Origin of the sequence: Paraplanobispora takensis, from assembly GCF_016863195.1 — a bacterium.
Classification (GTDB): domain Bacteria; phylum Actinomycetota; class Actinomycetes; order Streptosporangiales; family Streptosporangiaceae; genus Planobispora; species Planobispora takensis.
Genome location: NZ_BOOK01000016.1, coordinates 224,065 through 250,021, shown reverse-complemented (window position 1 = coordinate 250,021; position 25,957 = coordinate 224,065). Strand labels below are relative to the sequence as shown.

Annotated in this window: 29 protein-coding genes, 1 tRNA gene and 1 pseudogene; 17 read left to right on the top strand and 14 right to left on the bottom strand. The window is 69.0% G+C overall.

The window, feature by feature from the left end; translation table 11 throughout:
* Window positions 1–191 precede the first annotated feature (191 nt).
* The gene (locus Pta02_RS12755) at window positions 192–662 is read left to right on the top strand and encodes a hypothetical protein (RefSeq protein ID WP_203874970.1); all 471 of its coding nucleotides are present in this window, start codon (window positions 192–194) and stop codon (window positions 660–662) included.
* A gap of 117 nt (window positions 663–779) precedes the next feature.
* Here Pta02_RS12755 and Pta02_RS12750 read toward each other — a convergent pair whose 3' ends face one another.
* Entirely contained in the window at window positions 780–1,430 is a 651-nt protein-coding gene (locus Pta02_RS12750) for a response regulator (protein ID WP_203874969.1), read from the bottom strand.
* Window positions 1,405–2,550, bottom strand: coding sequence for a sensor histidine kinase (locus Pta02_RS12745; protein WP_203874968.1), 1,146 nt, complete (start codon window positions 2,548–2,550; stop codon window positions 1,405–1,407). Before Pta02_RS12745 ends, Pta02_RS12750 begins: the two co-directional genes overlap by 26 nt.
* Window positions 2,551–2,742: 192 nt before the next feature.
* On the opposite strand from Pta02_RS12745, the gene Pta02_RS12740 reads away from it, so the two are divergent.
* On the top strand, window positions 2,743–3,366 hold the full coding sequence (locus tag Pta02_RS12740; RefSeq protein WP_203874967.1) for a DUF2269 family protein: 624 nt from the start codon (window positions 2,743–2,745) through the stop codon (window positions 3,364–3,366).
* 41 nt (window positions 3,367–3,407) lie between these two features.
* On the opposite strand, the pseudogene Pta02_RS12735 reads toward Pta02_RS12740, so the two are convergent.
* Both Pta02_RS12735 and Pta02_RS12730 read right to left on the bottom strand, forming a co-directional pair.
* Window positions 3,408–3,647, bottom strand: a pseudogene (locus tag Pta02_RS12735) (SpoIIAA family protein); the annotation flags it as partial.
* 164 nt (window positions 3,648–3,811) lie between these two features.
* Window positions 3,812–4,069 carry a hypothetical protein gene (locus tag Pta02_RS12730; RefSeq protein WP_203874965.1) on the bottom strand — a complete coding sequence of 86 codons (258 nt, stop codon included), beginning with the start codon at window positions 4,067–4,069 and terminating at the stop codon, window positions 3,812–3,814.
* A 25-nt stretch (window positions 4,070–4,094) separates the two neighbouring features.
* On the opposite strand from Pta02_RS12730, the gene Pta02_RS12725 reads away from it, so the two are divergent.
* From Pta02_RS12725 to Pta02_RS12700, 6 genes are all read left to right on the top strand, one after another.
* Window positions 4,095–4,469 (top strand): hypothetical protein, encoded by a 375-nt coding sequence (locus Pta02_RS12725; protein WP_203874964.1) that lies wholly within the window; start codon window positions 4,095–4,097, stop codon window positions 4,467–4,469.
* A gap of 250 nt (window positions 4,470–4,719) precedes the next feature.
* Window positions 4,720–5,790, top strand: a complete 1,071-nt coding sequence (locus Pta02_RS12720; RefSeq protein WP_203874963.1) for a sigma-70 family RNA polymerase sigma factor — start codon at window positions 4,720–4,722, stop codon at window positions 5,788–5,790.
* 197 nt (window positions 5,791–5,987) lie between these two features.
* Window positions 5,988–7,382 (top strand): DHA2 family efflux MFS transporter permease subunit, encoded by a 1,395-nt coding sequence (locus tag Pta02_RS12715; RefSeq protein WP_203874962.1) that lies wholly within the window; start codon window positions 5,988–5,990, stop codon window positions 7,380–7,382.
* Window positions 7,383–7,421: 39 nt separating this feature from the next.
* Window positions 7,422–8,231: an isocitrate lyase/PEP mutase family protein gene (locus Pta02_RS12710; protein ID WP_203874961.1), complete on the top strand. Its 810-nt coding sequence runs from the start codon at window positions 7,422–7,424 to the stop codon at window positions 8,229–8,231.
* 414 nt (window positions 8,232–8,645) lie between these two features.
* Window positions 8,646–8,897, top strand: a complete 252-nt coding sequence (locus Pta02_RS12705) for a hypothetical protein (protein ID WP_203874960.1) — start codon at window positions 8,646–8,648, stop codon at window positions 8,895–8,897.
* A gap of 117 nt (window positions 8,898–9,014) precedes the next feature.
* Window positions 9,015–9,650, top strand: a complete 636-nt coding sequence (locus Pta02_RS12700; protein ID WP_203874959.1) for a DUF6461 domain-containing protein — start codon at window positions 9,015–9,017, stop codon at window positions 9,648–9,650.
* Between the two features lie 208 nt (window positions 9,651–9,858).
* Here Pta02_RS12700 and Pta02_RS12695 read toward each other — a convergent pair whose 3' ends face one another.
* Window positions 9,859–10,149 carry a hypothetical protein gene (locus tag Pta02_RS12695; RefSeq protein ID WP_203874958.1) on the bottom strand — a complete coding sequence of 97 codons (291 nt, stop codon included), beginning with the start codon at window positions 10,147–10,149 and terminating at the stop codon, window positions 9,859–9,861.
* A gap of 362 nt (window positions 10,150–10,511) precedes the next feature.
* Here Pta02_RS12695 and Pta02_RS12690 point away from each other — a divergent pair, with 362 nt between their 5' ends.
* The 3 genes from Pta02_RS12690 to Pta02_RS12680 all read left to right on the top strand — a co-directional run bounded on the left by Pta02_RS12690 (window position 10,512) and on the right by Pta02_RS12680 (window position 12,711).
* Window positions 10,512–10,886 (top strand): hypothetical protein, encoded by a 375-nt coding sequence (locus tag Pta02_RS12690; protein ID WP_203874957.1) that lies wholly within the window; start codon window positions 10,512–10,514, stop codon window positions 10,884–10,886.
* A 355-nt stretch (window positions 10,887–11,241) separates the two neighbouring features.
* Window positions 11,242–11,733 (top strand): SRPBCC family protein, encoded by a 492-nt coding sequence (locus Pta02_RS12685; protein WP_203874956.1) that lies wholly within the window; start codon window positions 11,242–11,244, stop codon window positions 11,731–11,733.
* Window positions 11,734–12,096: 363 nt separating this feature from the next.
* Window positions 12,097–12,711, top strand: coding sequence for a DUF6461 domain-containing protein (locus tag Pta02_RS12680; RefSeq protein WP_203875035.1), 615 nt, complete (start codon window positions 12,097–12,099; stop codon window positions 12,709–12,711).
* A gap of 34 nt (window positions 12,712–12,745) precedes the next feature.
* Here Pta02_RS12680 and Pta02_RS12675 read toward each other — a convergent pair whose 3' ends face one another.
* Window positions 12,746–12,994 carry a hypothetical protein gene (locus tag Pta02_RS12675; RefSeq protein ID WP_203874955.1) on the bottom strand — a complete coding sequence of 83 codons (249 nt, stop codon included), beginning with the start codon at window positions 12,992–12,994 and terminating at the stop codon, window positions 12,746–12,748.
* 200 nt (window positions 12,995–13,194) lie between these two features.
* Between Pta02_RS12675 and Pta02_RS12670 the strand changes: the two genes are divergently transcribed.
* Both Pta02_RS12670 and Pta02_RS12665 read left to right on the top strand, forming a co-directional pair.
* Window positions 13,195–13,449 (top strand): hypothetical protein, encoded by a 255-nt coding sequence (locus Pta02_RS12670; protein ID WP_203874954.1) that lies wholly within the window; start codon window positions 13,195–13,197, stop codon window positions 13,447–13,449.
* Window positions 13,446–13,775 (top strand): helix-turn-helix domain-containing protein, encoded by a 330-nt coding sequence (locus Pta02_RS12665; RefSeq protein ID WP_203874953.1) that lies wholly within the window; start codon window positions 13,446–13,448, stop codon window positions 13,773–13,775. The genes Pta02_RS12670 and Pta02_RS12665 overlap by 4 nt, the downstream gene beginning before the upstream one ends.
* Before the next feature lie 145 nt (window positions 13,776–13,920).
* On the opposite strand, the gene Pta02_RS12660 is transcribed toward Pta02_RS12665, so the two are convergent.
* The 7 genes from Pta02_RS12660 to Pta02_RS12630 all read right to left on the bottom strand — a co-directional run bounded on the left by Pta02_RS12660 (window position 13,921) and on the right by Pta02_RS12630 (window position 17,499).
* A tRNA-Val gene (locus tag Pta02_RS12660) sits at window positions 13,921–13,995 on the bottom strand.
* A 33-nt stretch (window positions 13,996–14,028) separates the two neighbouring features.
* Complete coding sequence (locus Pta02_RS12655; protein ID WP_203874952.1) at window positions 14,029–14,994, bottom strand: ROK family protein; 966 nt, start codon at window positions 14,992–14,994, stop codon at window positions 14,029–14,031.
* Between the two features lie 404 nt (window positions 14,995–15,398).
* Window positions 15,399–15,716 carry a hypothetical protein gene (locus Pta02_RS12650; protein ID WP_203874951.1) on the bottom strand — a complete coding sequence of 106 codons (318 nt, stop codon included), beginning with the start codon at window positions 15,714–15,716 and terminating at the stop codon, window positions 15,399–15,401.
* Between the two features lie 59 nt (window positions 15,717–15,775).
* The gene (locus Pta02_RS12645) at window positions 15,776–16,237 is read right to left on the bottom strand and encodes a peroxiredoxin (RefSeq protein WP_203874950.1); all 462 of its coding nucleotides are present in this window, start codon (window positions 16,235–16,237) and stop codon (window positions 15,776–15,778) included.
* 97 nt (window positions 16,238–16,334) lie between these two features.
* A complete protein-coding gene (locus Pta02_RS12640) occupies window positions 16,335–16,763 on the bottom strand; it encodes a DUF3052 domain-containing protein (protein WP_203874949.1) in 429 nt (142 codons plus the stop codon).
* Between the two features lie 123 nt (window positions 16,764–16,886).
* Window positions 16,887–17,294, bottom strand: coding sequence for a secondary thiamine-phosphate synthase enzyme YjbQ (locus tag Pta02_RS12635; protein WP_203874948.1), 408 nt, complete (start codon window positions 17,292–17,294; stop codon window positions 16,887–16,889).
* A gap of 10 nt (window positions 17,295–17,304) precedes the next feature.
* On the bottom strand, window positions 17,305–17,499 hold the full coding sequence (locus Pta02_RS12630; protein WP_203874947.1) for a DUF1918 domain-containing protein: 195 nt from the start codon (window positions 17,497–17,499) through the stop codon (window positions 17,305–17,307).
* A 227-nt stretch (window positions 17,500–17,726) separates the two neighbouring features.
* Here Pta02_RS12630 and aceE point away from each other — a divergent pair, with 227 nt between their 5' ends.
* Window positions 17,727–20,522, top strand: a complete 2,796-nt coding sequence (gene aceE / locus Pta02_RS12625) for a pyruvate dehydrogenase (acetyl-transferring), homodimeric type (protein ID WP_507763416.1) — start codon at window positions 17,727–17,729, stop codon at window positions 20,520–20,522.
* A gap of 99 nt (window positions 20,523–20,621) precedes the next feature.
* Window positions 20,622–22,157: an alpha/beta hydrolase gene (locus Pta02_RS12620; RefSeq protein ID WP_203874946.1), complete on the top strand. Its 1,536-nt coding sequence runs from the start codon at window positions 20,622–20,624 to the stop codon at window positions 22,155–22,157.
* A gap of 281 nt (window positions 22,158–22,438) precedes the next feature.
* Here the strand turns inward: Pta02_RS12620 and Pta02_RS12615 are convergent, their stop codons facing one another.
* Window positions 22,439–24,241, bottom strand: a complete 1,803-nt coding sequence (locus tag Pta02_RS12615) for a serine/threonine-protein kinase (RefSeq protein ID WP_203874945.1) — start codon at window positions 24,239–24,241, stop codon at window positions 22,439–22,441.
* A 162-nt stretch (window positions 24,242–24,403) separates the two neighbouring features.
* Between Pta02_RS12615 and Pta02_RS12610 the strand changes: the two genes are divergently transcribed.
* Window positions 24,404–24,910, top strand: coding sequence for a hypothetical protein (locus tag Pta02_RS12610; protein WP_203874944.1), 507 nt, complete (start codon window positions 24,404–24,406; stop codon window positions 24,908–24,910).
* A complete protein-coding gene (locus Pta02_RS12605; protein WP_239130338.1) occupies window positions 24,907–25,956 on the top strand; it encodes a peptidoglycan-binding protein in 1,050 nt (349 codons plus the stop codon). Before Pta02_RS12610 ends, Pta02_RS12605 begins: the two co-directional genes overlap by 4 nt.
* The last annotated feature ends 1 nt before the right edge of the window (window position 25,957 follow it).

Here is a 25,957-nt window from a genome sequence, read left to right as displayed (position 1 = left end):
ACGCCTCCGTCCCGATCCGACACCGCCACTGCCCGTCCTCAGATGCTGGACATGACTTCGTACGCAAATATCCATTTATCGTGGCCTTTGTCGCACTCTCATGCACTAATTTGCGGTAAGTCAGCATAAAAACTGAAAAATAGATAAAGTCGGCGCCGGGAAGATCATCCCGACCATCCGACTGGAGAGCTATGCGCCCGCACCGCCTGCTGCTCGTCCTCGCAATGTCCTCGCTGGCCGCCGCAGGCTGCGGCAGCGGCGAGCCCGAAGGGGCGGACACACCGCAGGAGACGTTGACGAGGCTGACCGCGTTCATCGCCGACGACGAGGGCGAAGACGCCTGCAACCTGATGTCGGTGTCCGCGCAGGAGCTGTTCGCTCGCAGCAACGAGATGAGCACCTGCGTGCAGGCCGTCAACCTGTTCCACGGCAAGATCACCAATCGGGACGCCTATCGGCAGATGGTTCCCACCGGGCTCAAGACGGAGGGCGAGGAGGCCGAGGTCAGCGGATACTGCGGCAGGGGATGGACACACCCCGACGATGTGGAGCTGGCGGAAACCCCCAACGACCTGGGGACTCTGACCCTGCGCAGAACCGAGTCCGGCTGGCTGGTCCAGGACTACGTCAGCAGCAGGGAATACTCCACCTGCGGCGGATGAGCTGCCGCGACCGGCCGTCGTCCGTTCACGGTCGTACCGCCCAGCCGACGGGCGGCAGGCAGGCCCCGTCACCCTGATCGCCGGATTCCTGGAGGAGTACCGCCGCGGCCTGCGCGATCAACGTACGAGACCCGACCGGTAGGCGATCACCACGAGCCGGGCCCGGTCGCGGGCGTCGAGTTTGGTCATGGCCCTGCCCACATGAGTGCGTACCGTGGCCGGGCTGACCATCAGGCGAGCGGCGATCTCGTCGTTGGACAACCCCTCACCGACCAACCCCACGATCTCGCGCTCCCGCCGGGTCAGCTCCCCCAGCCTCCCGTGCGGCACCACCGGAGTACGGCGGGAGGCGAACTCGCCGATCACCCGCCGCGTCACCGAGGGCGACAGCAGGGAGCCGCCGTCCGCCACCACCCGGACCGCTCTGAGCAGCTCTTCCGGCTCGGCGTCCTTGATCAGGAAGCCGCTGGCGCCCTCGCGCAGTGCCGTGAAGATGTAGTCGTCGATCTCGAATGTGGTCAGCATGACCACGCGCGTCCCGCTCAGCGCCGGATCGGAGAGAATGCCGCGGAGCGCGGCCAGGCCGTCCATACCGGGCATCCGGATGTCCATGAGCACGACGTCCGGACGCAGCCGCCGGGCCAGTTCCAGGGCTTCCCGCCCGTCGGCGGCCTCCCCCGCCACTTCCAGGTCGTCCTCGGTCTCGATCAGCACCCGCAGGCCGATCCGGACCAGCGCCTGATCATCGGCGATCAGAACCTTGATCATGCCGGCCCTCTCCCGTCACCGGCAGCCGCGCGTGTACGGCGAAGCCGCCCTCGTCCTGCGGGCCCGCCGTGAGCGTGCCGCGCAGTGCCGCCACCCGTTCCCGCATGCCCGTGATCCCGTTGCCGGGGATGTCGCGCGTGCGCCCGGCGCCGTCGTCGGTCACCGACACGATCACCTCGTCCGAACGGTAGTCGATCTTCACGGTCGCCGTGGCCCGCTTCGCGTGCCGTACCACGTTGGTGAGGGCTTCCTGCACGATCCGGTAGACGGCGTGCCCTGTCGCCCCGGGGAGCCGCGCCGGATCACCGCCGACGGTCAGCTCGACCCGCTGCCCTGCCGCCCTGATCGACTCCACGAGACCGCCGATGTGCTCCGGACCCGGGGAGGAGTGCTGCTCCCTGACAAGATCGAGCGTCGTCCGCAACGCGTCCAGCGCCTCCTTACTCGTCTTCCGGATCGCCTCCAACGCCTCCAGGGCCTGATCCGGGCGACGCCGGGCGACATGGAGCGCGACGCCGGCACGCATGCTGATCACGCTGAGGCTGTGACCGAGTACGTCGTGGACCTCCCGGGCGAGCGCCAGGCGCTCATCCTGGAGGCGCCGCAGCTGCCGCTCCGCCTCGGCCTCCTCCGCGTTCGCCCGCCGGTCCCGGTCGAGGCGGACCACCGCGCCGACCGCGGCGGGGATCAGCAGCGAGGCGTACCAGACGATCCAGGCGCCGGCGTCTTCGACGACCCACTCGCGTCCCCAGCCGATCACATCGGCGACCAGCAGCACGGTTCCGGCGGCGCCCGCCGCCGCCAGTCCTGTCCGCAGACCATGGCGGACCACCACGGTGACGAGGGCCACGTACGACGCGAGGAAAACCGGCCCGTAGGCGTAGTGCCGCGCGAGCATCCCCGCGCAGCAGGCGAGCGTGACGGCGAAGACCGCCACCGGGTACCGCGATCGGGCCGCGAGAGCCAGCCCGGCCACGACGAGCAGAATGTGAGCGAGCGCGTCGAGCGCACGGAAGGACGGCGCCCCGCTCCGGGACGCCGCCGCGCTCCCCGCGATGAACAGCGGCACGGCGACCGCCGCCACCGCGCAGTCCCACAGCCGGGCCCGGGAGAACCTCACGCCCGTCAGCCTAGGAAGCGGAGACTCACCCGTCATCGGTATCAGACCGTATGCGCCGTACGTTCCCCGACGTACGGCGCGCACGCACTCGGCTACGGCGGATGTGGCAGGACCCCTGCGCTCCGGCGCGCAGACCATGATCCGTTGCCCGGGCGACGACAGCGACGGCCGGGCGACGGCACGCTGGCGGCCATGTCCGACGAACGTTCCACCACTGCTTCGCGCCCGCGCCCGGCGAGCCGTACCGCGGCCGGACGCTCCCCGCGGCGACCACGCCTGCGCAGGGCGGCACTCGTCATCCACGTCGGCGGCTCGGTCGGCTGGCTCGGCGTGGCGGTCGTCATGATCGTCCTGGGGATGACGCTGCGGCAGTCGCAGGACCCGGCGTTCGTACGAACCGGTTATCAGATCATGGTCCTCATCGACGATGTGATCGTCATTCCGACGGCGCTGCTCACCCTCCTCAGCGGCATAGTCAGCGGCCTGTCCAGCAACTGGGGCGTCCTGAAGCACCACTGGGTCGTCGCCAAGCTGGGGCTGGTCCTGCTGGCGATGGCCAACGGCTTCTTCTTCCTGCACGAGTGGACCGGCCGGGCCCTCGCCGAGGCGACGGGCCCGGCCGTACCCGCCACCGGGCACGCCGTCCGCACCCTGTTGATCGCGGGCAACCTCGCCGCCTTCATCCTGCTCGTCGTCGCGACCATCCTGTCGATCTACAAGCCGTGGGGAAGGACCCCGCGGGGACGCCGCGCAGACGCCCACCGGCAACGGCGACGCGTGGGACAAGAGCCCACCGCAGGCCGACCGGACCGGTGAGCTTCCACTCGGACCGCGGCCACCCGATATACGAGCGCCGCCTACTCGGCGAGGCCGGCCGCCCAGGCGACGGCGTCGTCCTGCTGGGCCAGCTCGAAGGATTTGACCTCACCTGGCATGGCCCAGGCGAACAGCTGGAGCCCGTCCTTCATCCACGCGTGATCGGTCACGAGCGCGATACGTTCCCAGGCGTTCCAGTCACGGACCCCCATCCTGAGGTCCTGCCAGGCCGCCCCCGGTTCCATGCCTTCGAACTTGGCCCTGAAGACGATCACGATGCGGACTCTGCCGGTTTCCTTCGTCGGTGGTCGCCACCGTCATCCGCACCGGGGAGGCGATGCGGCGACGCCGGGCGAGCTCCTCGACGAGGCCGACCGCCCGGGCGACGCCCCCTGAGGGGTCCTCGGTCAGGCCGAAGGTGAGCGCCGGGCAGAGATCCGGCACCTCAGGTCCGCTCCGTTCTCGAACCCCGCCGGATCGCGTAGACAAGCCATGCCACCAGGCCGCCGACGACCACCGCGAGGATGATCCAGAGCCAGAGCGGCGGAGAACCGGCGCCGCTTTCCGGGATCGGCGACTCGGCACCCGCGGACGCCACAGGCTGCGGCTCGGCCTGGGAGGCGGTCAACGTCGCGCTCTGCGTAACACGTTCCGTGACGACCACGGTCGTCGTCGGCTGCGGCTCGGCCTGGGGGGCGGTCAACGTCGCGCTCTGTGTAACACGTTCCGTGACGACCGCTGTCGTCGTCGGCTGCACTGTCCTGGTCCTCGTCGTCGGCGACGGTCTCACCGAACCGGAGGAGACCTCCGGAGTCACGCGATCCTGGGGATCGGCACTGCGGGTCGAGGATGCGTCCGCACTCCGGCTGGGGGTGAAGTCGACGCTCCCGGTGGACGAGGGCGGTGTCCCGGCCTGCGACCCGCCACCGCCACCGCCACCGGAGCATCCGACGACCAGGCCCACCGTCGCGAGGATCACGGCCACCACCGCCGAGGAGACTCTGCGTGGCATCGACCGCACCTCCGCACCGGCATCCACACCCACCACGACCCCCGTAGGATCCCGGCTGAGGACCCGGCGAGGCATCACCCTCAACGAGTGAACGAACCTCACCCACCCGGAACAAGGGCACCGGCCGGCCGTGGCGAGCGACCCCGCCACGCCTCCGGAGATCCTTGTGCCCATGGCGACGGACCCTTCGCGCACGGTCAGGCGTGTCCTGGCGGCTCGAACCGACGCACCGGACCTGAAGACCCGCGGGACTCTCGCCGAGAACTCGGCGCCGGCCGACCACTTTCCGGCGTTGGCGGTGTCTGTTCTTACGAGAGAGACTCGGGAGAGAAGGAGCCGCCATGCGAGGGATTCCGCCGACCGGGGGATCCGGCGCCCCGGCCCGTGCCCGGCACCCGGCCGGTGACCTGCTGGCGCTGGCGCGGAGCGGGGACGGTGAGGCGTTCCGCGAGCTCGTCGAGCCGTACCGCCGTGAGCTCCAGGTGCACTGCTACCGCATCCTCGGCTCGGTGCAGGACGCCGAGGATCTGCTGCAGGAGACGCTGCTGGCGGCGTGGCGCGGGATCGACGGCTATGCGGAACGCGCTTCGGTGCGGACCTGGCTCTACCGCATCGCGACCAACCGCTGCCTCAACGCGCTGCGGGCCGTCAGCCGTCGCCCACAGGAGTACGCGGCCTATCAGCCGGAGGTCCCGTTGCCCGAGCCGTCGCGCCTCCGGGCGGAGCCGAGCTGGCTGGAGCCGTACCCCGATGTGCTGCTCGACGAGATCGCCGACCACCTGCCCGGGCCGGAGGCGCGGTACGAGGCCAGGGAGTCGGTGTCGCTGGCGTTCCTGGCAGCGCTGCAGCAGCTGCCGCCGAGGCAGCGAGCCGTACTGGTGCTGCGGGATGTGCTGGCGTTCCGGTCCGTCGAGGTGGCGGAGATTCTCGGCACGACTGAAAACGCGGTGAACAGCGCGCTGAAGCGGGCGCGGGCCGCCCTGGCGCACGAGCTTCCGGCTCCCGATCGGGAGAGCTCCCCGTTGCCGAACTCGCCGGAGGAACGCCGGATCGTGGATGACTTCGTCCGCGCGTTCGAGGCCGGGGACGTCGATGCGATCGTGGCCATGATGACGGACGACGCGTGGCTGACCATGCCGCCGCTGCCGCTGGAATACCAGGGCCCCGATGCCGTGCGGAACTTCCTGACCACCGTCGCGCTGCGCAACGGCCTGCGGTACGTGCTGGTCCCGACGCGGGCGAACGGCCAACCGGCGTTCGGCTGCTATGTACGTGACCCGCGGACCCCGATCATGCACGCGCACGGAGTTCTCGTACTGACTCTGACCGGCGGCCGGATCTCCGTGCTGACGCGATTCATCGACAACTCGCTTTTGACGCTGTTCGGTTTCCCGCGGTCGCTGCGCACCTGATCGGCCGCTACCGGACTCGATTCCCCGCGGGGACACCCGAAAGCGCGCCCGGGGGGCGCGCGAATCGTCATGCGCAAAAGGGCGGCGGCGCCGCGGAATTCCCGGTGACAGCGCTGCGGAATTCACGGCGACGGCGTCCGCTCACGTACCCGGGAAAACTCTGAACAGAAGGAGAAACGGTGAATGCCGGAGGAGGGATGACGTCCGAGCAGGCGTGGGTACTGGGGCTTGCCTCACTGGCGTCGTTCATGATGTCCCTGGACAGTTTGATCGTGACGACGGCGCTGAACACGATCCGGCAGGATCTGGCGGCGTCGCTCGAAGCACTCGAGTGGACCGTCAACGCCTACAGCCTGACGTTCGCGGTACTGCTGCTGACGGGAGCGGCGCTGGGTGACCGGTTCGGCCGCCGCCGCGTGTTCGTCACCGGACTGGCGCTGTTCACCGTCGCGTCGGTGGCCTGTGCGTCGTCGCCGGACATCGGCACCCTGATCACGTCCCGGGCGTTCCAGGGCGTCGGCGCCGCGCTGGTGCTGCCGCTGTCGCTGACCCTCATCAGTGCGATGTTCCCGCCGCGGCAGCGGGGCAAGGCGATGGGGCTGTACCTGGGCGTCACCGGTCTGGCGACGTTCGGCGGCCCGTTCCTCGGCGGCGTCGTCGCCGAGGAGCTGACCTGGCAGTGGATCTTCTGGCTGAACCTGCCGATCGGAGTGATCGCGATCCTGTTCACGGTGCGGCACGTCGATGAGACCGCCGGCCCGGGCAGCCGGCTCGACCTGGGAGGGGTCGCGCTCGTGACCCTGGGCGCGTTCGGCATCGTCTGGGGTCTGGTCCGCGGGAACGCGGCGGGCTGGAGCAGCGCGGAAGTGCTGGGCGCGCTGGTGCTCGGTGCCGCGCTGGTGATCGCCTTCGTGCTCTGGGAACGACGCGCGGAGGCGCCGATGCTGCCGATGCGGTTCTTCCGGTTGAGGGCGTTCGCCACGGCCAACCCGGCGAACTTCTGCGTCTTCGCCTCCCTGTACGGCACGCTGTTCTTTCTCGCCCAGTACTTCCAGACCGTGCACAGTGAAGGACCGCTCGATGCCGGCCTGCGGCTGATGCCGTGGACCGCGACGCTGATGGTGTGCGCGCCGATCGCCGGCCGGTTGGCCGACAAGATCGGCGAGCGGACGTTCGTGGTCGGCGGGCTGCTGCTCCAGACCGCGGGCATGGGCTGGATCACCGTGGTCGCCGATACCGACACGGGCTATCCCGAGCTGCTGCCCGCGCTGATCATCAGCGGCGCCGGACTGACGATGGCCATGCCCGCAGCGCAGAAGGCGGTGGTCGGAGCGGTGCGACCACAGGAGATCGGTCAAGCGTCCGGTGCGTTCATGACGCTGCGGATCTTCGGTGGGGTGTTCGGTGTCGCGGTCACGGTCGCCGTCTTCGCCGGTGCCGGGGGCTACGACTCAGCCGGGGAGTTCAGCGAGGGGTTCACGGCGGCGATGGGCGCGGTCACCGCGCTCGCGTTCGTCGGCGCACTCATCGCACTCGGCATGCCCGGCCGACGGCTGACCCCCGTGACCGCACCGGCGCAGGCGACGAGGTGAGTGACGCTGCCCCTAGACATCCATGACATGGAGGATTCCATGAGTGACCCATCCCGCCCGGAGGTCCGGGAGGCTTCCCCGCCGCAGAGAGAGGCCGCCGCACTCCGCCGGTTGCACGTGAGCGGTGACCCGCTTGTGCTGCCCAACGCCTGGGATGCGGCCTCGGCCCGGATGGTCGAGGCGGCCGGGCTGCCGGCCGTGGCCACGAGCAGCGCCGCCACGGCCGCGGTACTCGGCTACGACGACGGTGAGGCGGCGCCGGTCGAGGAGGTGCTGGCCGCGGCCGAGCGGATCGTCCGGGCGGTGAGCCTGCCGGTGACCGTCGACTTCGAGCGCGGCTACGGGCTCGCGCCGGCTGAGCTCGTCGAGCGGTTCGCCGCGACCGGGGCCGCCGGCCTGAATCTGGAGGATTCGAACCCGCCGGACGGAAACATGATCGACGTCGCCGAGCAGGCGGACTTCCTGGCGGCGGTGCGCGATGCGGCGACGTCGCTGAACGTGGACCTGGTCATCAACGCGCGTACGGACTCGTTCCTGCGCCGGTCCGGGTCGCCGCGGGCGCAGCTGGCCGCCACACTCGACCGCGGCGCCCGATACCTCGCGGCCGGCGCGGACTGCGTTTATCCGATCGGCGCCGGCAACCCCGACGTGATCAAGGTCCTGGCCGAGGGCATTCCCGGTCCCGTCAACGTCGCGTACGGGCTCGGGAAGCTGTCGCTGGCCGAACTCGCCGCGCTCGGCGTCGCTCGGGTGAGCTTCGGTCCGGCCCTTCAGCGACACCTGTACGGCAAGTTCGGCTCCGCGCTGCTCTCGGCCGTCACATCCGACGAGAATCCATTCGTGCTCTGACGCAGTCAGCCGTTTTCACCTTGATGCGCCGGCCGGGGAGGATGAGAAGGACGGGCGATGAGCCCCGCGCGCCGTTGCCAGGAGGCCAAGGTCGAGGTCCGCCGCTCCATCCCGAGCCGGCCGCCCCGCAACGGCAGACTGCCGCCGAAGCGGGATGCCACCAAGCGGTGAACGCTCGGCGCGTTCCCTGAAAACATAGGGCCCCTGACCTGTCAGTGCAGGTCAGGGGCATCTCTGTGGGCGCTACCGGGTTCGGACCAGTGACATCTCGCTTGTCAGGCAATCCGAGCAGGTCCCCGACCAGTACCGATATCGACCCTGACCTGCAGCTACGATCTGGCCGTCCACCGGTGTCCAGCCGTGTCCCCGGTCGGCATCAAAAGTCATGCCAGGGCGCGAACGGCGCAGGTGCGGATGGAAGCCTGGTACGCCGAACCTCCCGCACCCGGTGAGCCTTGGGGCGAGACTGGGCAGGTCACCTACCTGAGTCACGCTGGCATCGTGGAACTGTGCGGTCCCATGCGCGGCCCTTCCGGGCAACGGCTGCTACTTGGTCCGCCGTTCTTCGCCTATGGTCTGCGCGCCGAAAACGACTTCGTCGAGGTCCGCGCGGCGACCGAGGCGGAAGCCGGCCGGGTGATCGCGGTCGAGCGACGCCGGGACTGACACCACGGGTATAGACGGCTTCTGCCGAGAAGCGGTGAGCCATCCCCTCTGAGGAACGACTCTTCGACGGCGCGGGCCGCCCGTACTGTGAACGACTGAATCTGATCACTATTCGGAATGAAAACCCTCAAGGAGGCTACGCTGACGATCTCACACGAGGAATTCGGCTGGCTGCTGAAGCACGGCCCGTTCCGCGACGTCTCCTGCGTCTCCTTCGTCCGATCCCTCACCCCCTCTGAGGCATTGATCCGCCTCGGCGCAGAGGAGGACACGATCGAGGAGGTGACCTTTGACGCACACCAGGAGCGCACGATGGAATACATCTACTCCGACAACTTCCGGAGCAGCTACGTGGGCGCACTGGAGAAGGACGGCTGGACGATACTCATCCAGTTCTGGACAGGTTCACTCACCACTGATGAGCACCTGCTGCGCAGTCTTTCCCGGGCAACCGAGGTCGTATCCGTCTACCGCAACGTCCAGGCTTCGGACTGCTTCTCCTACACGGTCGACGGTGAACTGGTCACCTTCTTCGATCAACTGGCTCCCTACGCCCGCCGGGGCAGCGCCCCGGACCGTCTGCTCGACACGATGCGTGAGGTCGGCCTAGATCTCGGCCCCTCCAGGGAGACTCCCATCGCACATAATCCGTTTCCGCAGTGCTTCGCACTGGCAAAAAAGATCACCGGCATCTCCTTCACCGAGGACACGGTGAACACCCCGCTCCTCGGTGCCGCAGTTCGTAACCGATGACCGCTTTCAAGCGCCCGTAGCACGGGCATTGGCGTCGAAAGCGCCCCGGAAACGGCGGTCGAGCCCGTCTTGGCATGTCCCTGGACCGGTCGCCGTTCCTCGATCATCGGATGCCGGCGAGCGCAGACGTGCTTGGGCCGGAGGAACCGGGTTGCTGGGCTCTGCCTGGGATGTGGCAGGCGGGACGATCAGACTCCACCTCGGCCGCCTACGGCTCCACGGTCTCACCTTGGCGATCACCCCGGAGCCGAGTGGCACCGCCGGAGGCGTCTTTTCCCTCACCGAGCCGTGCGACCAGTGCGGACATGATCCCGGCGAGGACCGCGATGACTCCTCCGAGTGCGATGACGACTGCTGTCGCGATCATGAACAGCGTTTGCGCGGTAACCGGCGCGCCTTCGTCGGGGAAGCTCAAGACCAGCAGGAAGGTGCTGAGGGCCGGGAAGATCCAAGCTGTCATGGGAAGGAACTTGAGGCGGTCCTTCTGGAACGTCGTCATGGCGGACGATCGTAGGACATGGGATTCCGGCGGAGTAGATCTCCATCCGGGAGCCGAGCGGTCGGCGCCGATCCGATCTATAAGCACCGTACGGCGGAAGCCGACCGGAAGATCGCCGACGCGATGAACAGCAAGGTCGAAGAGGTCCGCCCGGACGATGACGATGGATCTTCAGGAGTGCTCGCCCGCGCTGGCCTATGGCACGTCAATGGCACGACACCCCGTTCCCTCGATCGGAAACGGGGCGTTTTCGCTGGTGGGCGCTACCGGGTTCGAACCAGTGACATCTCATTTGAAGGTCCCCGAACGACGTCCAGGACCCTTCAGAGCCGTTCGCTGTCAGTTCATCTGAAGGGTGCTCCATGACCGATGACCTTGCCGAGGCGCTTCCCGCGGACAAGCTGAATGCGCTTCGGCTCGGCCGCCTCCTCATCGCCGAGGTGGAGGCGAGCCGGCCGGGGCGCCGGGCATGGGTCGAGATCCGTCCGATCCTGACGGAGACCGATGCCGCAGCTCGACGGGAGGGGTGGACGCGAAGCGATGCGGGACGCGCCTTCCGGCTCGTGCATCGTGAGTTCGTCGCCGAGTACCTCGACAGCTGGGACTACGACATGGGGAGCAGCGAGATCAAGCGGGAATCGGCTCAGGATGAAGCAGGGCTCGTAGTACACCTTCAGGAATGGGGAGTGTCACCCGAGCGCCTCGCCTACCCCTGGAACACCGACTACCCGGCGTGATGCGCTATCAGCTTGGGAACTCTCCCCGGATCACCGCTCCTGACCAAGGCCAACGCTGACCTGGGCCTATGCAGCCGGATCCCCGTGAGTCACCGGGACTCCCCGGCGATCGCCGACAGAACGGGCACGCAACGGGCACGGTGATCATCCCGGAGCCGGAGCACCCCCGCCGGAGGCATGGGCGCTTACCCCTTCCGAGAAGATCAGTGATCCCCTAGCGTTGGGCGATGCACGGTGATTCGTTAGAACTGATCCTGGCTTCGCCCTTCTGATCGATGTTGATCGGTCTCCTGTTCGATATGAGGCGAGGCTGTCAGCGTAGGTCCGTTCACTCAGGAACCTGGAGCGCTCCGCCATGAAGTACACCGTCTCGATCGAGATCGCCCTGCCGCGGGAGAGGGCGGTCCAGTTGCTCGCCGACCCGGCACACATGCCGATGTGGCTGCGGGGCCTGGTGCTGCATGAGCCGCTGAGTGGGGTGCACGGGCAGGTCGGTACCAAGTCGCGGGTCGTGATGCAGATGGGGCAGCAGAAGTTCGAGGGCATCGAGACCATCACGCGCCGGGAGCCGGAAGACCTGCACGGGATCCCGAAAGAGAGCGTCGTCCACTTCGAACGCGAGATCGTCGGCGAGGGCATGTGGAGCGCCACGCGCGACCGGTTCACCGAAGCCGGTCCGGACACGACGCTCTGGGTGAGCGAGAACGAATACCGGTTCAGCGGCTTGCTGATGCGGCTGGTGGGCCTCCTGATGCCCGGTGCCTTCCGCAAGCAGTCGCTACAGCACATGCAGGACTTCAAGGCGTTCGCCGAGCAGGGAGAGGACGTCCGCGAAGCGAAGGACTGATCTGCTTGCGGACGGCGGCGCCGACAACGTTGCGACCAGGGGGTTGTAGCCGCGTGCCACACGTTGCAGCCGCTGACCCACCACGGTCGTCAAGGTCGTCCAGGCTCTGCGGTACCTGATCCGGGACCCTTTCGGCACCGTCCTGATCGGTACCGCAGCATGACTGGTACCGATACCTGCCCTGACCTGAAGCTACGGGCTTTGACCGTCCACCGGTGTCCAGCCGCATCCCCGGTCGTTGTCGCCCAGAAGACATCCCTAAAACCAGAGCTGTCGCCGAGCTTCCCTCACCGATCGGACCTTCGATCCCTTTCTGTCGGCGACAACTGCGATCATGCCGTCCACCTGTTCAAAGGAGTGACGATGACCGAGTGCCCTGAGGGGTTCCGCTGGCTCTCCGGCCGTGAAGAACTGGGTGAGATCTACTGTGTGTCCTTCGTCCGAGGGCTCTCCCCGGACGAGGTCCTCCGCCGATTCGGCGTGGACGAGAACACCATGGAGGAAGGAGCGACAGCCGAGGAACTGAACGAACGCTCGGTGGAGAGCATGAGGGCCGACTCGGCCGGTTACATCGGCGCCGCGAAGATCGGTGACTGGACCCTGGTCATCGAACCGGGAGGATGGAAGATCGCCGTCGACTCCGACGTGTACGGCCCGGTCTCACGGGGAACCGAGGTCGTGTCGGTCTGCCGCCATGACTACGCCTCGGACAGCTTCGCCTACATCGTTGAGGGTGAGTCGGTCGTCCACTTCGATCCGATGTGCCCAGACGATCGGTCGGGCAGCGATCCGGACCGTTTCATCGAGGAGATGCGTGGAGTCGGCCTGGATCCCGAATACGACATCTTCGATGACGACTCGCACATCGACTTCCCGATAGAGCGTTCGTTCGCCCTCGCGGGAAGGATCACGGGTCTCCCCTTCTCCCTGGAGATGCTGGAGCTGCGATTCCTCGGCGCGGAACCCCTTGAGGACTGATCGACGAATCCAGGGAGGCCTTCTGTCGACAGGCTCAGGCACGCATGGGGTAGCGGATTAGGAGTTCCCGAACTTGAGGGACATTGGCGTACGGCTTGAGCCGAGCCAGGACTACATGGGCGCGCTGGGTGGTGCGGTCACTGGTCAGGCCGGCAGACAGCTCCAGCAGCCGGAAGGCCGTATGCGCCGCTTCCTCCGGCTCGTCGGCGTCGGCCAGGGCCACGGCCAGCCAAGACGGATACGGCACCAGTTCCCGGATGTGCGCGGCGTCGTAGTGCGTCAACGCCTCGGAGAGCAGGGGTACGGCGCAGCTCGGCGTAGACGCGGGCCTCGATGATCTGGAGTTCGTCGGCGCTGACCCAGTAGAGATGAGCCGGTTCAGCGGCTCCAGCGCCGCCGACCAGAGCTGTACTCACCTTGCCCAGCGCTCGTGTATCCAGCCAATCCCCAGACAAAATATGAGTCAGAGGTTATATTTTGGAGGTGCCCTGGGAGATCCTCCTACTGGAGCCCGTGGAGTCCTGGTTCCTCAAGCTCTGCGAGAGCGATCCTGACTCCGCAGCCCTCATCGAGAAGGCCATTGACCGCCTCCCCGACAGAGAAGCGATCTTCCTCGTGGCCGGGGACAAGGCGGGTAAGTGGTCTCGCTGGTATGACGAGGCCATCCCCCTGACCAAGTCCCGCTATGTGGAGTACCGCGCGAAGAAGGCCGAGAAGGCCGAGGAGGACAGGCGATGAGCCCTGCGCGCCGCTGGCAGGAGGTCAAGGCCGAGGCTCACCGGCTCCATCCGGAGTTGGCGACCCCGGAACGGCAGGCCGCCGCTGAAGCCGAGCTGGATGCCTACGTGGCCGGCCACCATCTGAAGGAACTGCGCAAGTCTCTCGGCAAAACCCAGGCCGATGTCGCCGCCGCGCTCGACATCTCCCAGTCACGGGTCTCCCAGATCGAAAACGGCGATCTCGACGCCATGGGGCTGGAAACCCTCCGCGCCTATGCGACCGCGCTGGGCGGGCACCTCAACGTGACGATCAGCGTCGGCCCGCACTCCGTCAAGGTCGCCTGAAGCAGGTTACGTTCGCCAGGACCAGCCCTCGCCTCATCGTATGGAGCACTCGCCGATGAAGCGAGATGTCACCAAGCGGCGAACACCGGGCGCCTTCCCTGAAAATACAGAGCCCCTGGCCTGCCAAAGCAGGTCAGGGGCATCGTGGTGGGCACTACTGGGTTCGAACCAGTGACATCTCGCTTGTAAGGCGAGCGCTCTACCGCTGAGCTAAGCGCCCGGGAGGTTCCTTACGGAACAGGCGGACACAACCTTACGACACCATGGGGGTTGTCGGCACATCCAGCGTCCACGACGCGCCCGCGTCCCGGACTCCGGCGGCTCGCCAGCCGAGCAGGGAGGCGCCGAGCATGCCGGCGTCGACGCCCAGGACGGCGCGGCGCAGCGGGGGTGCGGAGCGGAAGGCCAGGCGTTTGGCGAGGCGTTCGGACAGGGGGTCGGACAGCAGGGGGCCCGCCTCGGCCAGGCCACCGCCCAGGACGATCGCGGAGGGGTCGAGCAGGAGGGTGTAGGTGGCCAGGGCCAGGGACAGGGCCTCGATCGCCTCGTCCCACACCGCCGTGGCGACCGGGTCGCCGGCGACGGTCAGGGCGGCGACCTCCTTCGCCGTGGCGGGGCGGTCCGCGCGGGCGGAGTAGCGGCGGCCGACGGCCGAGGCGGAGGCGTAGGTCTCCAGGCACCCCGTCTGGCCGCAGGCGCACGTCTCGCCGTCGGGGAAGACCGGGATGTGGCCGATCTCGCCGCTCCAGCCGGAGATCCCGGCGTACGGCTCGCCCGCGATGATCATCGCGCCGGCGATGCCGGTGCCGATCGGCAGGAACAGGAAGTCGGACAGCTCCCGGCCGGCGCCGAGCACGCTCTCGCCCAGGCCGCCGGTGCGCACGTCGTGGCCGAGCAGGGCGGGCACGTCCAGAGGCACGAAGTCCGTCGCGGGCACGTCGCGCCAGCCGAGGTTGGCCGCGTAGAGGGCGGTGGCGGTGGCGTCGTCTACGAGCCCGGGGACGGCGATGCCGACGGCCGCGGGCCCGGCGCCGAACAGCGCGGAGCCCCGGGCGGCCAGGTCGCCGACGAAGGAGCGGATGGTGGCGACCACGGTGCCCGGGCCGCCCTCGCGGCCGGTGGGGCGGCGGTCGGTCGCGGCGACCTCGCCCGAGCGCGTGACGACGCCGCCCTTCATCGAGGTGCCCCCGACGTCGACGGCCACCACATAGTCGCTCACGAGGTCCCCCTGACATCCGCGGCCACCACGTGGCCGTTCAACGAAGCGGCTCCGACATCGACGACCGCCGCACACCCACTCACGAAGCGCCTCCGACACCGACGACCATACGGCCGCTCACAAAGCGCCTCCAGCGCAGAGCACCATCACACGCCCGCCCGCGAAGCGCCTCCGGCGCAGACAGCCGCCATGACGGCCACCATTGCAGGCACGGCAACCACGGCAACCATGGCAATCACCATGACGGTCACCACGAATGCTCATCCAGCCCTCTTCACGATCACCGGTGTGCACCCCGGGCGAAGAGCAGCGCGACATCGGCTGCATGCCCTGTTTGTGCCGACTTACCCTAACCCAGCCGGACCGTCGGCGGCATAGGCCGTCCGGATCACGGACAGGACGGTTCAGGCGTGGGAGGTCAGCCGGCCGAGCACGCGGTCGAGGGCGGCGGCGACCTCGTCGGCCAGGCCGTCGGGCCGTGCGGGGTTCTCCGGGCGGCTGCCCGCGAGCCGTACCGCCCCGCAGGAGCGGCATTCCACCTCGCCGAGCCGGCAGATGAGCGCGATGGAGCCGCACGCGGTGCAGGTGTCGAGGTCGAGGTCGTGGGTGCGCTGGCAGTCCGGGCAGATGAGCACCTGGGTCTCCTGGCGCACCCCGCGCTTCCAGGGGCTGGCGCCACGGACCGGGTCGGTCTGCCGGGCCCCGCACGAGAAGCAGGGCATGATCGCCTCCGATGGGTCGAGACCGGCGGTCACGGGTCGCGCGTCCGCCGGATCACGGCTTAGGAAAGTTCGGCGAGCACCTTGCGGTACTCGGCCATGTCGCGTGCCTCCGGGATCGGGCTCACGACACGCCAGCGGACCACGCCCTCGCCGTCGATGACGAAGGTGCCCCGCATCGCGATGCCCCTGTCATCGTCGAACACACCGTACGCCCGCGCCACCTGTCCGTGCGGCCAGAAATCGGAGAGCATGGCGAAACCGTAGCCCTCCTGGTCGGCCCAGGCGCGCTGGACGAAGACGGAGTCGACGGAGACGGTGAGAACGCGGACGTCCTGCGGCAGGCCGCCGCCGGCGAGCTCGTCGCGGATCGCGGACAGCTCGCCGTGACACACGTTGCTGAAGGCGAAGGGGTAGAAGACCAGCAGGACCTTCCGCCCCCGGAGGTCCGAGAGCCTGACCGGAGCGCCGTGCTGATCTCTCAGCTCGAAGTCCGGTGCCGGGGAGCCCACCTCGACCGCCATGTCGCTGGTCCTTTCACGCGGGTGACGGGCGGACACCGTCATCCTGCCGTACGGCTCGCGCGAGCCGTACGGCAGGGCGGACCGGACCTCGCCGGTCCTACCGGCGCGCCTTGGGCGTGGCCAGGCGCGTGCCCGACCAGTCGGGAGCGGCGCTGATGCTGCTGGTCTGCGACAGACCCGCAGTCGTGGCGTCCTCACCGATGTCGCTGGGCTCCACGTGGCCTTCGCGGCCCGCCTTGGGAGTGAGCAGCCAGATCTGGCCACCGTCGGTCAGGTTGGTCACCACGCTGCTCAGCGCGTCGAACAGATCGCCGTCCCCGTCACGCCACCACAGCAGCACGACGTCCACGACGTCGTCGTAGTCCTCGTCGACCAGTTCGTTACCGGTCAGCTCCTCGATGGAGTCGCGCAGATCGTCGTCGGCGTCCTCGTCCCATCCGACCTCCTGCACCACCTGACCCGGCTTGAGGCCGAGTCGTTCGGCCAGGCTGCGTTCGCCCTGCGCCTGACCCGCGGTCGCGCTCACGTTTATCCCTCCTGCTTCGACGGCCCCGTCCTTACACGGTGCTCACAGTGCTTCGGCACAGTCCACACGCTGTGACCCTCAGTCGTCAACGGTCGCCACGGCAACGACTGGGCTACGCATGAATTAGTCCGACAAAAATGACAGCCGCACCTGGCGTTCGCGATTGTCGACATTGAGATCGACCACGGCGATGGACTGCCAGGTGCCCAGCGCGAGACGCCCGGCGAGAACCGGGACGGTGGCGTACGGAGGAATGAGGGCGGGCATGACGTGCGACCGGCCGTGCCCCCGGGATCCGTGTGCGTGCTTCCATCGGTCGTCGGCCGGGAGCAGGTCCTTCAGGGCCGCGAGCAGGTCGTCGTCGCTGCCCGAGCCGAGCTCGATCAGCGCGACCCCCGCCGTCGCGTGCGGCACGAAGACGTGCAGCAGGCCGTCGCCCCCGCACGACCGGACGAAACTCTCGCACTCGAAGGTGATGTCGTGCACCCGCTCATGGGAACCGGTCACCACCTCGATCGTCTGAGATCTCACATGTCAAATCCTACGATCCGCGGGAGGCCGGGACGACGACGGCGTCCGGCCCGGGGAACACCAGGCCGGTGTGCCCGTCGTCGAACCGGACCAGATAGGGGGGTTCTCCCCCGCTTCCGCGCACTTCGACGATCTCGCCCCGCCGGTCTCCGTGGCCGGTCGTGTGACCGTGCACCACGATCTGGTCGCCCACTGCCGCACGCATCCCTTGTGCCTCCCTCTGAACATGACGAGCTCTGAACATGACGAGTTCGGGCATCTCCAGGTTCGTACGACTGCGCTCTCCAGAAAAGAGGCGCCCCGATGTAACCTTTGATGTTGATTCGTCCTACCATCGGTGGTCTAGGCCACTGTTCTCCCCCTGCCAGCAGGGACATCCTGGTTACCGGTCAGTAGAGATGCACTTTCCGGAGTAAGCGACCAGGATGGAAGGTGACCTACACCAGACAAAAGTCCATTCTCGGAAGGCGAGACCCAGTGGCTTCCGGACGCCAGCGTTTCTCGATCATCAGCGACGGCCTACCCAGTCAGCTCCCTGATGTCGACCCCAGCGAGACCCAGGAGTGGCTTGAGTCGCTCGACAACGTCGTGAAGACGGAGGGTCGAACCCGGGCACGGTACCTCATGCTCCGCCTGTTGGAGCGGGCCCGCGAGCACCAGGTCGGCGTGCCCGGCCTGCGCAGCACCGACTACATCAACACCATCCCCCCGGAGCGTGAGCCCTGGTTCCCCGGCGACGAGCACGTCGAGCGGCGGATCCGCGCCTACATCCGGTGGAACGCGGCGGTCATGGTGACCCGGGCCAACGCCCGCACCAACGTCGGCGGCCACATCGCCACCTACGCCTCCGCCGCGTCGCTCTACGAGGTGGGCTTCAACCACTTCTTCCGCGGCAAGGATCACGGCGAGTCGGGCGACCAGGTCTTCTTCCAGGGACACGCCGCACCCGGCATCTACGCCCGCGCCTTCCTGGAGGGCCGCCTCAACGAGGCCCAGCTCGACGCATTCCGCCAGGAGCTGTCGCACGGCTTCAAGGGCCTGCCGTCCTACCCGCACCCGCGCCTCATGCCGGACTTCTGGGAGTTCCCCACGGTCTCCATGGGCCTGGGCCCGATCGGCGCGATCTACCAGGCGCGGTTCAACCGCTACCTGCTCAACCGCCAGATCAAGGACACCAGCCGCAGCCACGTCTGGTGCTTCCTGGGCGACGGCGAGATGGACGAGCCGGAGTCGCTCGGCGCGATCGGCATCGCCGCCCGCGAGGAGCTCGACAACCTCACCTTCGTCATCAACTGCAACCTGCAGCGCCTCGACGGCCCCGTACGCGGCAACGGAAAGATCATCCAGGAGCTGGAGTCCTACTTCCGCGGCGCCGGCTGGAACGTCATCAAGGTGGTCTGGGGCCGCGACTGGGACCCGCTGCTGGCCGCCGACGTCGACGGTGTGCTGGTCAACCAGATGAACACCACCCCCGACGGCCAGTTCCAGACCTACTCCGTCGAGAGCGGCGAGTACATCCGCGAGCACTTCTTCGGCGGCGACCCGCGCCTGCGCAAGATGGTCGAGCACCTGACCGACGACGACATCCGCAAGCTGTCGCGCGGCGGCCACGACTACCGCAAGGTCTACGCGGCCTTCAAGGCGGCCCGCGAGCACGTCGGCCAGCCGACGGTCATCCTCGCCCAGACCATCAAGGGCTGGACGCTGGGCAAGGACTTCGAGGCGCGCAACGCCACGCACCAGATGAAGAAGATGTCCAAGGCCGAGCTGAAGGAGTTCCGCGACCGGCTCTACCTGCCGATCCCGGACTCGGCGCTGGACGCCGACCTGCCGCCCTACTTCCACCCGGGCGAGAACGACCCCGAGATCGCCTACATGAAGGAGCGCCGCGCGGCCCTGGGCGGCGTCCTGCCCAAGCGCGTGCTCCGCGCCAAGCCGATCGCGCTCCCCGGAGACGCGGCCTACGCGCAGCTCAAGAAGGGCTCCGGCAAGCAGAACGTCGCCACCACCATGGCGTTCGTCCGCCTGCTCAAGGACCTCATGCGCGACAAGGAGATCGGCCACCGTTTCGTGCCGATCATCCCGGACGAGGCGCGCACCTTCGGTCTCGACGCGATCTTCCCGACCGCGAAGATCTACTCGCCGCACGGCCAGACCTACGAGGCCGTGGACCGGGAGCTGCTGCTGTCCTACAAGGAGTCGACCGAGGGTCAGATCCTGCACGAGGGCATCAGCGAGGCGGGCTCGATGGCCTCGCTCGTCGCCGCCGGCACGTCGTACTCCACGCACGGCGAGCACATGATCCCGATCTACATCTTCTACTCGATGTTCGGCTGGCAGCGCACCGGCGACCAGATGTGGCAGATGGGCGACCAGATGGGCCGCGGCTTCCTGCTCGGCGCCACGGCGGGCCGTACGACCCTGAACGGCGAGGGCCTGCAGCACGAGGACGGCCACACCCCGCTGATCGCCTCGACGAACCCGGCGGCGGTGTCCTACGACCCGTCGTGGGCCTTCGAGATCGGCCACATCGTCCGCGACGGCCTGCGCAGGATGTACGGCGAGCAGCCGGAGGACGTCTTCTACTACCTGACCGTCTACAACGAGCCCTACCTCCAGCCCGCCGAGCCGGAGAACCTCGACGTGGACGGCCTGCTGAAGGGCCTGTACCGCTTCGCTCCGGCGCCCGAGGGGGTCTCCGGCCCGAAGGCCAACATCCTGGTCTCCGGCGTGGCCGGCCCGTGGGCCGTGGAGGCCCAGCGGATGCTCGCCGAGGACTGGGGCGTGGCGGCCGAGGTCTGGTCGGCCACCTCCTGGACGGAGCTGCGCCGCGAGGCGCTGGCGGCCGAGGAGCACAACCTGCTCAACCCCGACGCCGAGCAGCGCGTGCCGTACGTGACCCGGGCGCTGTCGCAGGCCCAGGGCCCGTTCGTGGGCGTCAGCGACTACATGCGCGCGGTGCAGGACCAGATCGCCCAGTGGGTGCCGGGTGACTGGTCCTCGCTGGGCACCGACGGCTTCGGCCTGTCGGACACCCGTTCGGCGCTGCGCCGCCACTTCCACGTGGACGCGGCCTCGATCACCCTGGCCGTGCTCACCCAGCTCGTCCGGCGCGGCGAGCTGGACTCGGAGGTGCTGCGCGAGGCCATCTCCCGCTACCACCTCAAGAACGGCGTGACCGAGGCCGGTGGCGCCGAGAGCAACGACACCCAGTCGATGGGCTTCTGAGATTCGGCCGGGCGGGGCCTTCGATTCGAAGACCCCGCCCGGTTAGGGTTGAATCTCTTCCCCTGCGAGCGATGCGAGCGATTTCGAGGGGAGCACATCGTGCGAAGGATTCTGGCGGCCGTCACGGCGGTGGCCCTGTCGGCCGGACTGACGGCCTGCAGCGGGAGCGACGGGAGCGGTGACGCGGCCCCGGGCACCACCGCGCCGCAGACGCCCGAGGTGCAGGGCGCCGTCACCTGGGGGACGTGCACCGACATCAAATATCCCGACGGCCAGAGCCCGCCCGCGCAGGACAAGAGCCTGCAGTGCGGCACGCTCTCCGTCCCGCTCGACTACGCGAACCCCGACGGCAAGAAGATCGATATCGCTCTCGTGCGGGTCAAGGCCACCGGGCCGGGTGAGCGGATCGGCTCCCTGCTGTTCAACTTCGGCGGCCCCGGCGCCTCGGGGGTCGACACCCTGGCCCAGGCGGCCAAGGCGTTCGGAACCCTCAACGCCCGCTACGACCTGGTCAGCTTCGACCCGCGCGGGGTGGAGCGCAGCTCCGGCGTCCGCTGCGGCGGCACCGACATGATGGACCGTTTCACCGCCCTGGAGGGCCCGCCCTACGACGCCGCCGAGCGCGAGGAGTCCGAGAAGACGATCAAGGACTTCGCCCAGGCCTGCGAGACCACCTCCGGCGAGGTCCTGCCGTACATCGGCACCGTGAACGCCGCCCAGGACATGGACCGGATCCGCGGGGCGCTGGGCGACCAGAAGCTCAACTACCTCGGCTTCTCGTACGGCACGCAGCTCGGCGCGGTCTACGCCACCAAGTTCCCGCAGAAGGTGGGGCGCATGGTGCTGGACGCCCCGCTGGACCCGAGCGCGTCCCTGAGGGAGACCGCGCTGATCCAGACGGCCGGTTTCCAGCAGGCCTACGAGTCCTTCCTGAAGGACTGCGTCAAGGACGCCGGCCAGTGCGAGACCGGGTCCGACCTGGCCACGGCGAACAAGAACGTCGAGAAGCTCCTCGACGACCTGGACGCCCAGCCCCTGGCGGTCGAGGGCCGTCAGCTCACCCAGGGACTGGCCTCCACCGGCATCGCCGAGGCCCTCTACTCGGAGCAGACCTGGCCCTTCCTCGACCAGGCGCTGGGCATGGCGCTGCAGGGAGACGGGCGAGGACTGCTGCTGCTGGCCGACAGCTACACCCAGCGCTCCCCCGACGGCTCCTACTCGACCATCATGAGCAGCTTCCCCGCGATCAGCTGCGTGGACACCGCCGAGCGGCCCGACGAGACGGAGCTGGCCCGCACCGAGACGGAGGCGCTGAAGATCTCCCCGCTGTTCGGCAACGGCGGCATGGGGACCATCTGCTCGGCCTGGCCGGTCCCCGGCAGCGACGAGGCCAAGAAGATCGACGCCACCGGCGCCGAGACCCCGATCGTGGTGGTCGGCGCCACCGGCGACCCCGCGACCCCCTACGAGTGGGCCCCCGAGCTGACCGAGCAGCTCAAGGAGGCCGTCCTGGTGACCCGAAAGGGCGAGGGCCACGGCTCCTACACCTCCGGCGACGCCTGCACGAAGAAGGCCGTGGACGCCTACCTCCTGGAAGGCCAGGTCCCCGAGAACGGAACCACCTGCCCCTCCTGACCCCGCCCCGCACGACCTGAGGAACGCACCCCTCCCGACCCCGCTCCGCACGACCTGAGGAGCGCACCCCTCCCGACCTCACCTCCACACGGACTGAGGAGCACGCGGCCTTCCTGACGGTCTCCTGCACCCCGAAGACACGCGCCCCTCCTGACCCCGCCCCGGCAAGGATCACGCGGCCTTCCGTGACCCCTCCCGGCGCCGGTACGGCGAGCGGCGGAGGGGCGCGGATCGGCGCCGGTGAGCGGCGATCGGCCCGGTGAAGGGTTCCGATCGCCGTCTCAGCGGCAGCCCTCCGGCCGGGGCCGTTTGGTCTCGTAACGGAAGTCCACGGCGGCGAAGTGGCGGGCAAGCCACTGCTTGACCGCCCCTTCGCGGTACGCGCCGGCGATGATCTCATTGATCTTCTCGCAGGCGACCGGATCACCCAGCCGGAGCCCGATGCCGTACCGGTCATCGGTGAGCTTCGCCCCGACGATCTTCAGGCCCTCGCGACGGGCCCCGAACCCGGCGATCACCAGATCGTCGCCGACCAGGGCGTCCGCGCTGCCGTCGGACACCTTCTCCGCGCATCGCGACATGTCACCTTCGACGGTCTCGAAGGTGATCCCCTTATCTCTGAGCGCCGCTGCGGCCGTCGAGCCCGGCGGCACGCAGACAACCTTGCCTCGCAGGTGCTCCACCTTGGTGATCCCGGCGCCGGCGCGGACCAGGATGTCCCGGTGGGCCAGGTAGTACGGCCCTGCGAAGGCAACCTGGGCGGCCCGCTGGCCGGTGATGGAGAAAGTGCTGATGACGATGTCGACCCGCCGGCGCTCCAGCGCCGACGCGCGCTCGTCCTGGCCGACGGCAACGAACTTCAGGCCGTCCTCGGGCACGCCGAGCTCCTCGGCAATACGCTTGGTCACGTCGATCTCGAAGCCTTCGAGCGGATCACCCTCACGCGGGCTGTGCGCGACCCCGGGCAAGCCCTTGCGATACCCGACTCTCAGCTGCCCGGTCTCCCTGATCCGGTCGAGCAGGGCCGAGCCGGTGGAGGGCGTCGGGGTGGCGGACGGCGTGGGCGCGGGGGTGGGGGTCGGCTTGACGCCGTCGCCGAACGTGGGCCCCAGCTGGATGAGCGCGACGGCCGCGGCCACGCCGGCGGCCGCGAGGCCGGTCAGCATCAGCGGGCGGCGCCGGCCGGACCGGGCGGGCCCGTCCGTCTGGGTCAGGTCGACGGTGGCCGCCTGGACGCCCTCGGCCAGCACCTCGTCGGAGACCTCGGCGTCCTCAGCGGGGTGGCCCAGCAGCCGCCTGAGCACCTCGTCGGCGGTGGGCCTGCGGTTCTGGTCCTTGGTCAGGCAGGCGGCGACGATCGGGCGCAGGTCCTCGGGCAGACCGCTCACGTCGGCCTCGTGGTTGACGACGCGGTTGAGCGTCGCCACGATCGTCTCCCTGCCGAAGGGGGACCGGCCGGTGGCGGTGAAGATCATCGTCGATCCCCAGGCGAACACGTCGGCGGCGAAGCCGACCCGCTCCCCGGCGATCTGCTCGGGCGCCATGTAGGCCGGGGTGCCGACCGCGCGGGTGGTGATGGTCCCGCTCTCGTCGATGATCTTCGAGATGCCGAAGTCGACGACCCGGGGGCCGTCGGCGGCCAGCAGTACGTTGTCCGGCTTGAAGTCGCGGTGCGCGATCCCGGCGTGGTGGATCGCGGCGAGCGCGGTGACCGTGCCGATGGCGAGCCTGGTCAGCGCCTCCCCCTCCAGCGGCCCGTCGCGCTCGACGACCTGGCGCAGCGACGGTCCCTCGATCAGCTCGCTGGCGATGTACGGCGTCTCGCCGTCGAGGTCGGCGTCGAGCACGCGGGCAGTGCAGAAGGCCTCCACCCTCCGGGCCGCGGCCAGCTCGCGCGCGAAGCGTGAGCGGGCGTGGGCCTCGCCGGTGAAGCGCACGTGCAGCAGCTTGACGGCGGCGCGCTCACCCTCCTCGGACTCCCCCAGGTAGACGACTCCCTGCCCGCCCTCACCCAGCCTTCCCCTCAGTTCGAAGTTCCCCAGCCGCGGCGGATCCCCCGGCCGCAGCGGTGCGATATCCGACATCGCCGCCCCCTCGTGCTACGGCGTTTTGCCAGAACATTACACATCTCCGGGCGCCGCCGCCTCCCCGGCCCCGAGCCGGAATAAGCGCTGTTTAAAGAAATCCGCTTAACGCGTGTTTAACCGCCTTCCCGTTTCATCTGTGGCGACGGGAAGGAAACGGAGATGAGAAGAGCAAGAACGGCGGTGGCGCTCGTCTCGCTGGCCGCGCTGGCCGCCTGCGGGCAGGCCCCGAAGGCCGAGGTCGCCTCGGCGGGCGGCCCGGCCGCCTCGGCGAGCCCTTCGGCGTCGTCGCAGGCGGACGGCGTGAAGTTCGCCCAGTGCATGCGCGAGCACGGCGTCGACATGCCCGATCCCGAGCCGGGCGGCGGCCCGGTGAGGATACAGGCGAAGGGTGACAGGAATACGCTTGAGAAAGCGCACAAGGCCTGCCAGAAGTATGCGCCGACAAAGCTCGGGAAAAGCCTTAAGGACGACCCCGGGGCACAGAAGGCGATGCTGCAGTTCGTCCGCTGCATGCGGGAGAACGGCGTCGACATGCCCGACCCCGACTTCTCCGGCGGCGGGGTCAGGATCGGCGGCCCCGGGCTGAACCCGGACTCCCCGCAGTTCAAGAAGGCGCAGGCCGCGTGCGAGAAGTACCTGCCCGGCATGACGGGCAAGCGGCCGTGAGGCGCGGCAGGGTGATCACCGGCGCCGCCGCGGCCGTCCTGCTCGCCGGCGGCGGAGCGGCGGTGCTCACCCTGACCGGCCGGGACGGGGGGACCGCGGCGGCCTCCGCCACCGCCTCCACGGCGACCGCCGAGGTCACCCGCTCGGACCTGGTCGACACCGAGGCCGTGGACGGCACGCTCGGATACTCGGACCGCCGAGCACTGCCCAACCACGCCGGGGGCACGGTCACCCGGACGCGGCAGGAGGGGAGCGTCGTACGGCGGGGCGGCTGGCTCTACCGGGTGGACGGCAGGCCGGTGGTCCTGATGTACGGCGACATCCCGCTCTACCGCACGCTGTCGACCTCTGCCGACGGCAAGGACGTGCGCCAGCTGAAGCGCAACCTCAAGGCCCTCGGCTACGACCCGGGCACGGTGGACGAGGACTTCTCCTGGCTGACCGAGCGGGCCGTACGGGAGTGGCAGGACGACGCGGGCCTGGAGGAGACCGGGACGGTCGACGCGGCCCAGATCGCCGTCGCCGCCGGTCCGGTCAGGATCGCCGAGGTCACCGCGGAGACGGGGACGGCCGCCGGGCGGTCCGTGGTGGCCGTCACGAGCACCCGCCGGACCGTGCACGTCGACCTCGCCGCCGAAGGCCAGCAGTTCGCCAGGGTCGGCGCCCGGGTGACGGTGGACCTGCCCGGCGGCGGCTCCGTCAAGGGCCGCATCAGCGAGGTCGGCGCGGTCGCCGAGCCGGTCGAGGAGAACGGCCGGCCCACCGGCGAGTCCACGATCGACCTGGAGATCAGGCTGGACGGCGCCGAGAAGCTCGGCCGCCTCGACCAGGCCCCCGTCACGGTCAACCTCAGCACCGACGAGCACCAGGACGTGCTGTCCGTACCGGTCGAGGCCCTGCTCGCGCTGAGCGAGGGCGGGTACGGCGTGCGCCTGGCCGACGGCCGGGTCGTCGCGGTGGAGACGGGCCTGTTCGCGGCCGGCCGGGTCGAGGTGTCCGGTGCCGGGCTGGCCGAGGGCATGAAGGTCGAGGTCCCGAAGCTATGAC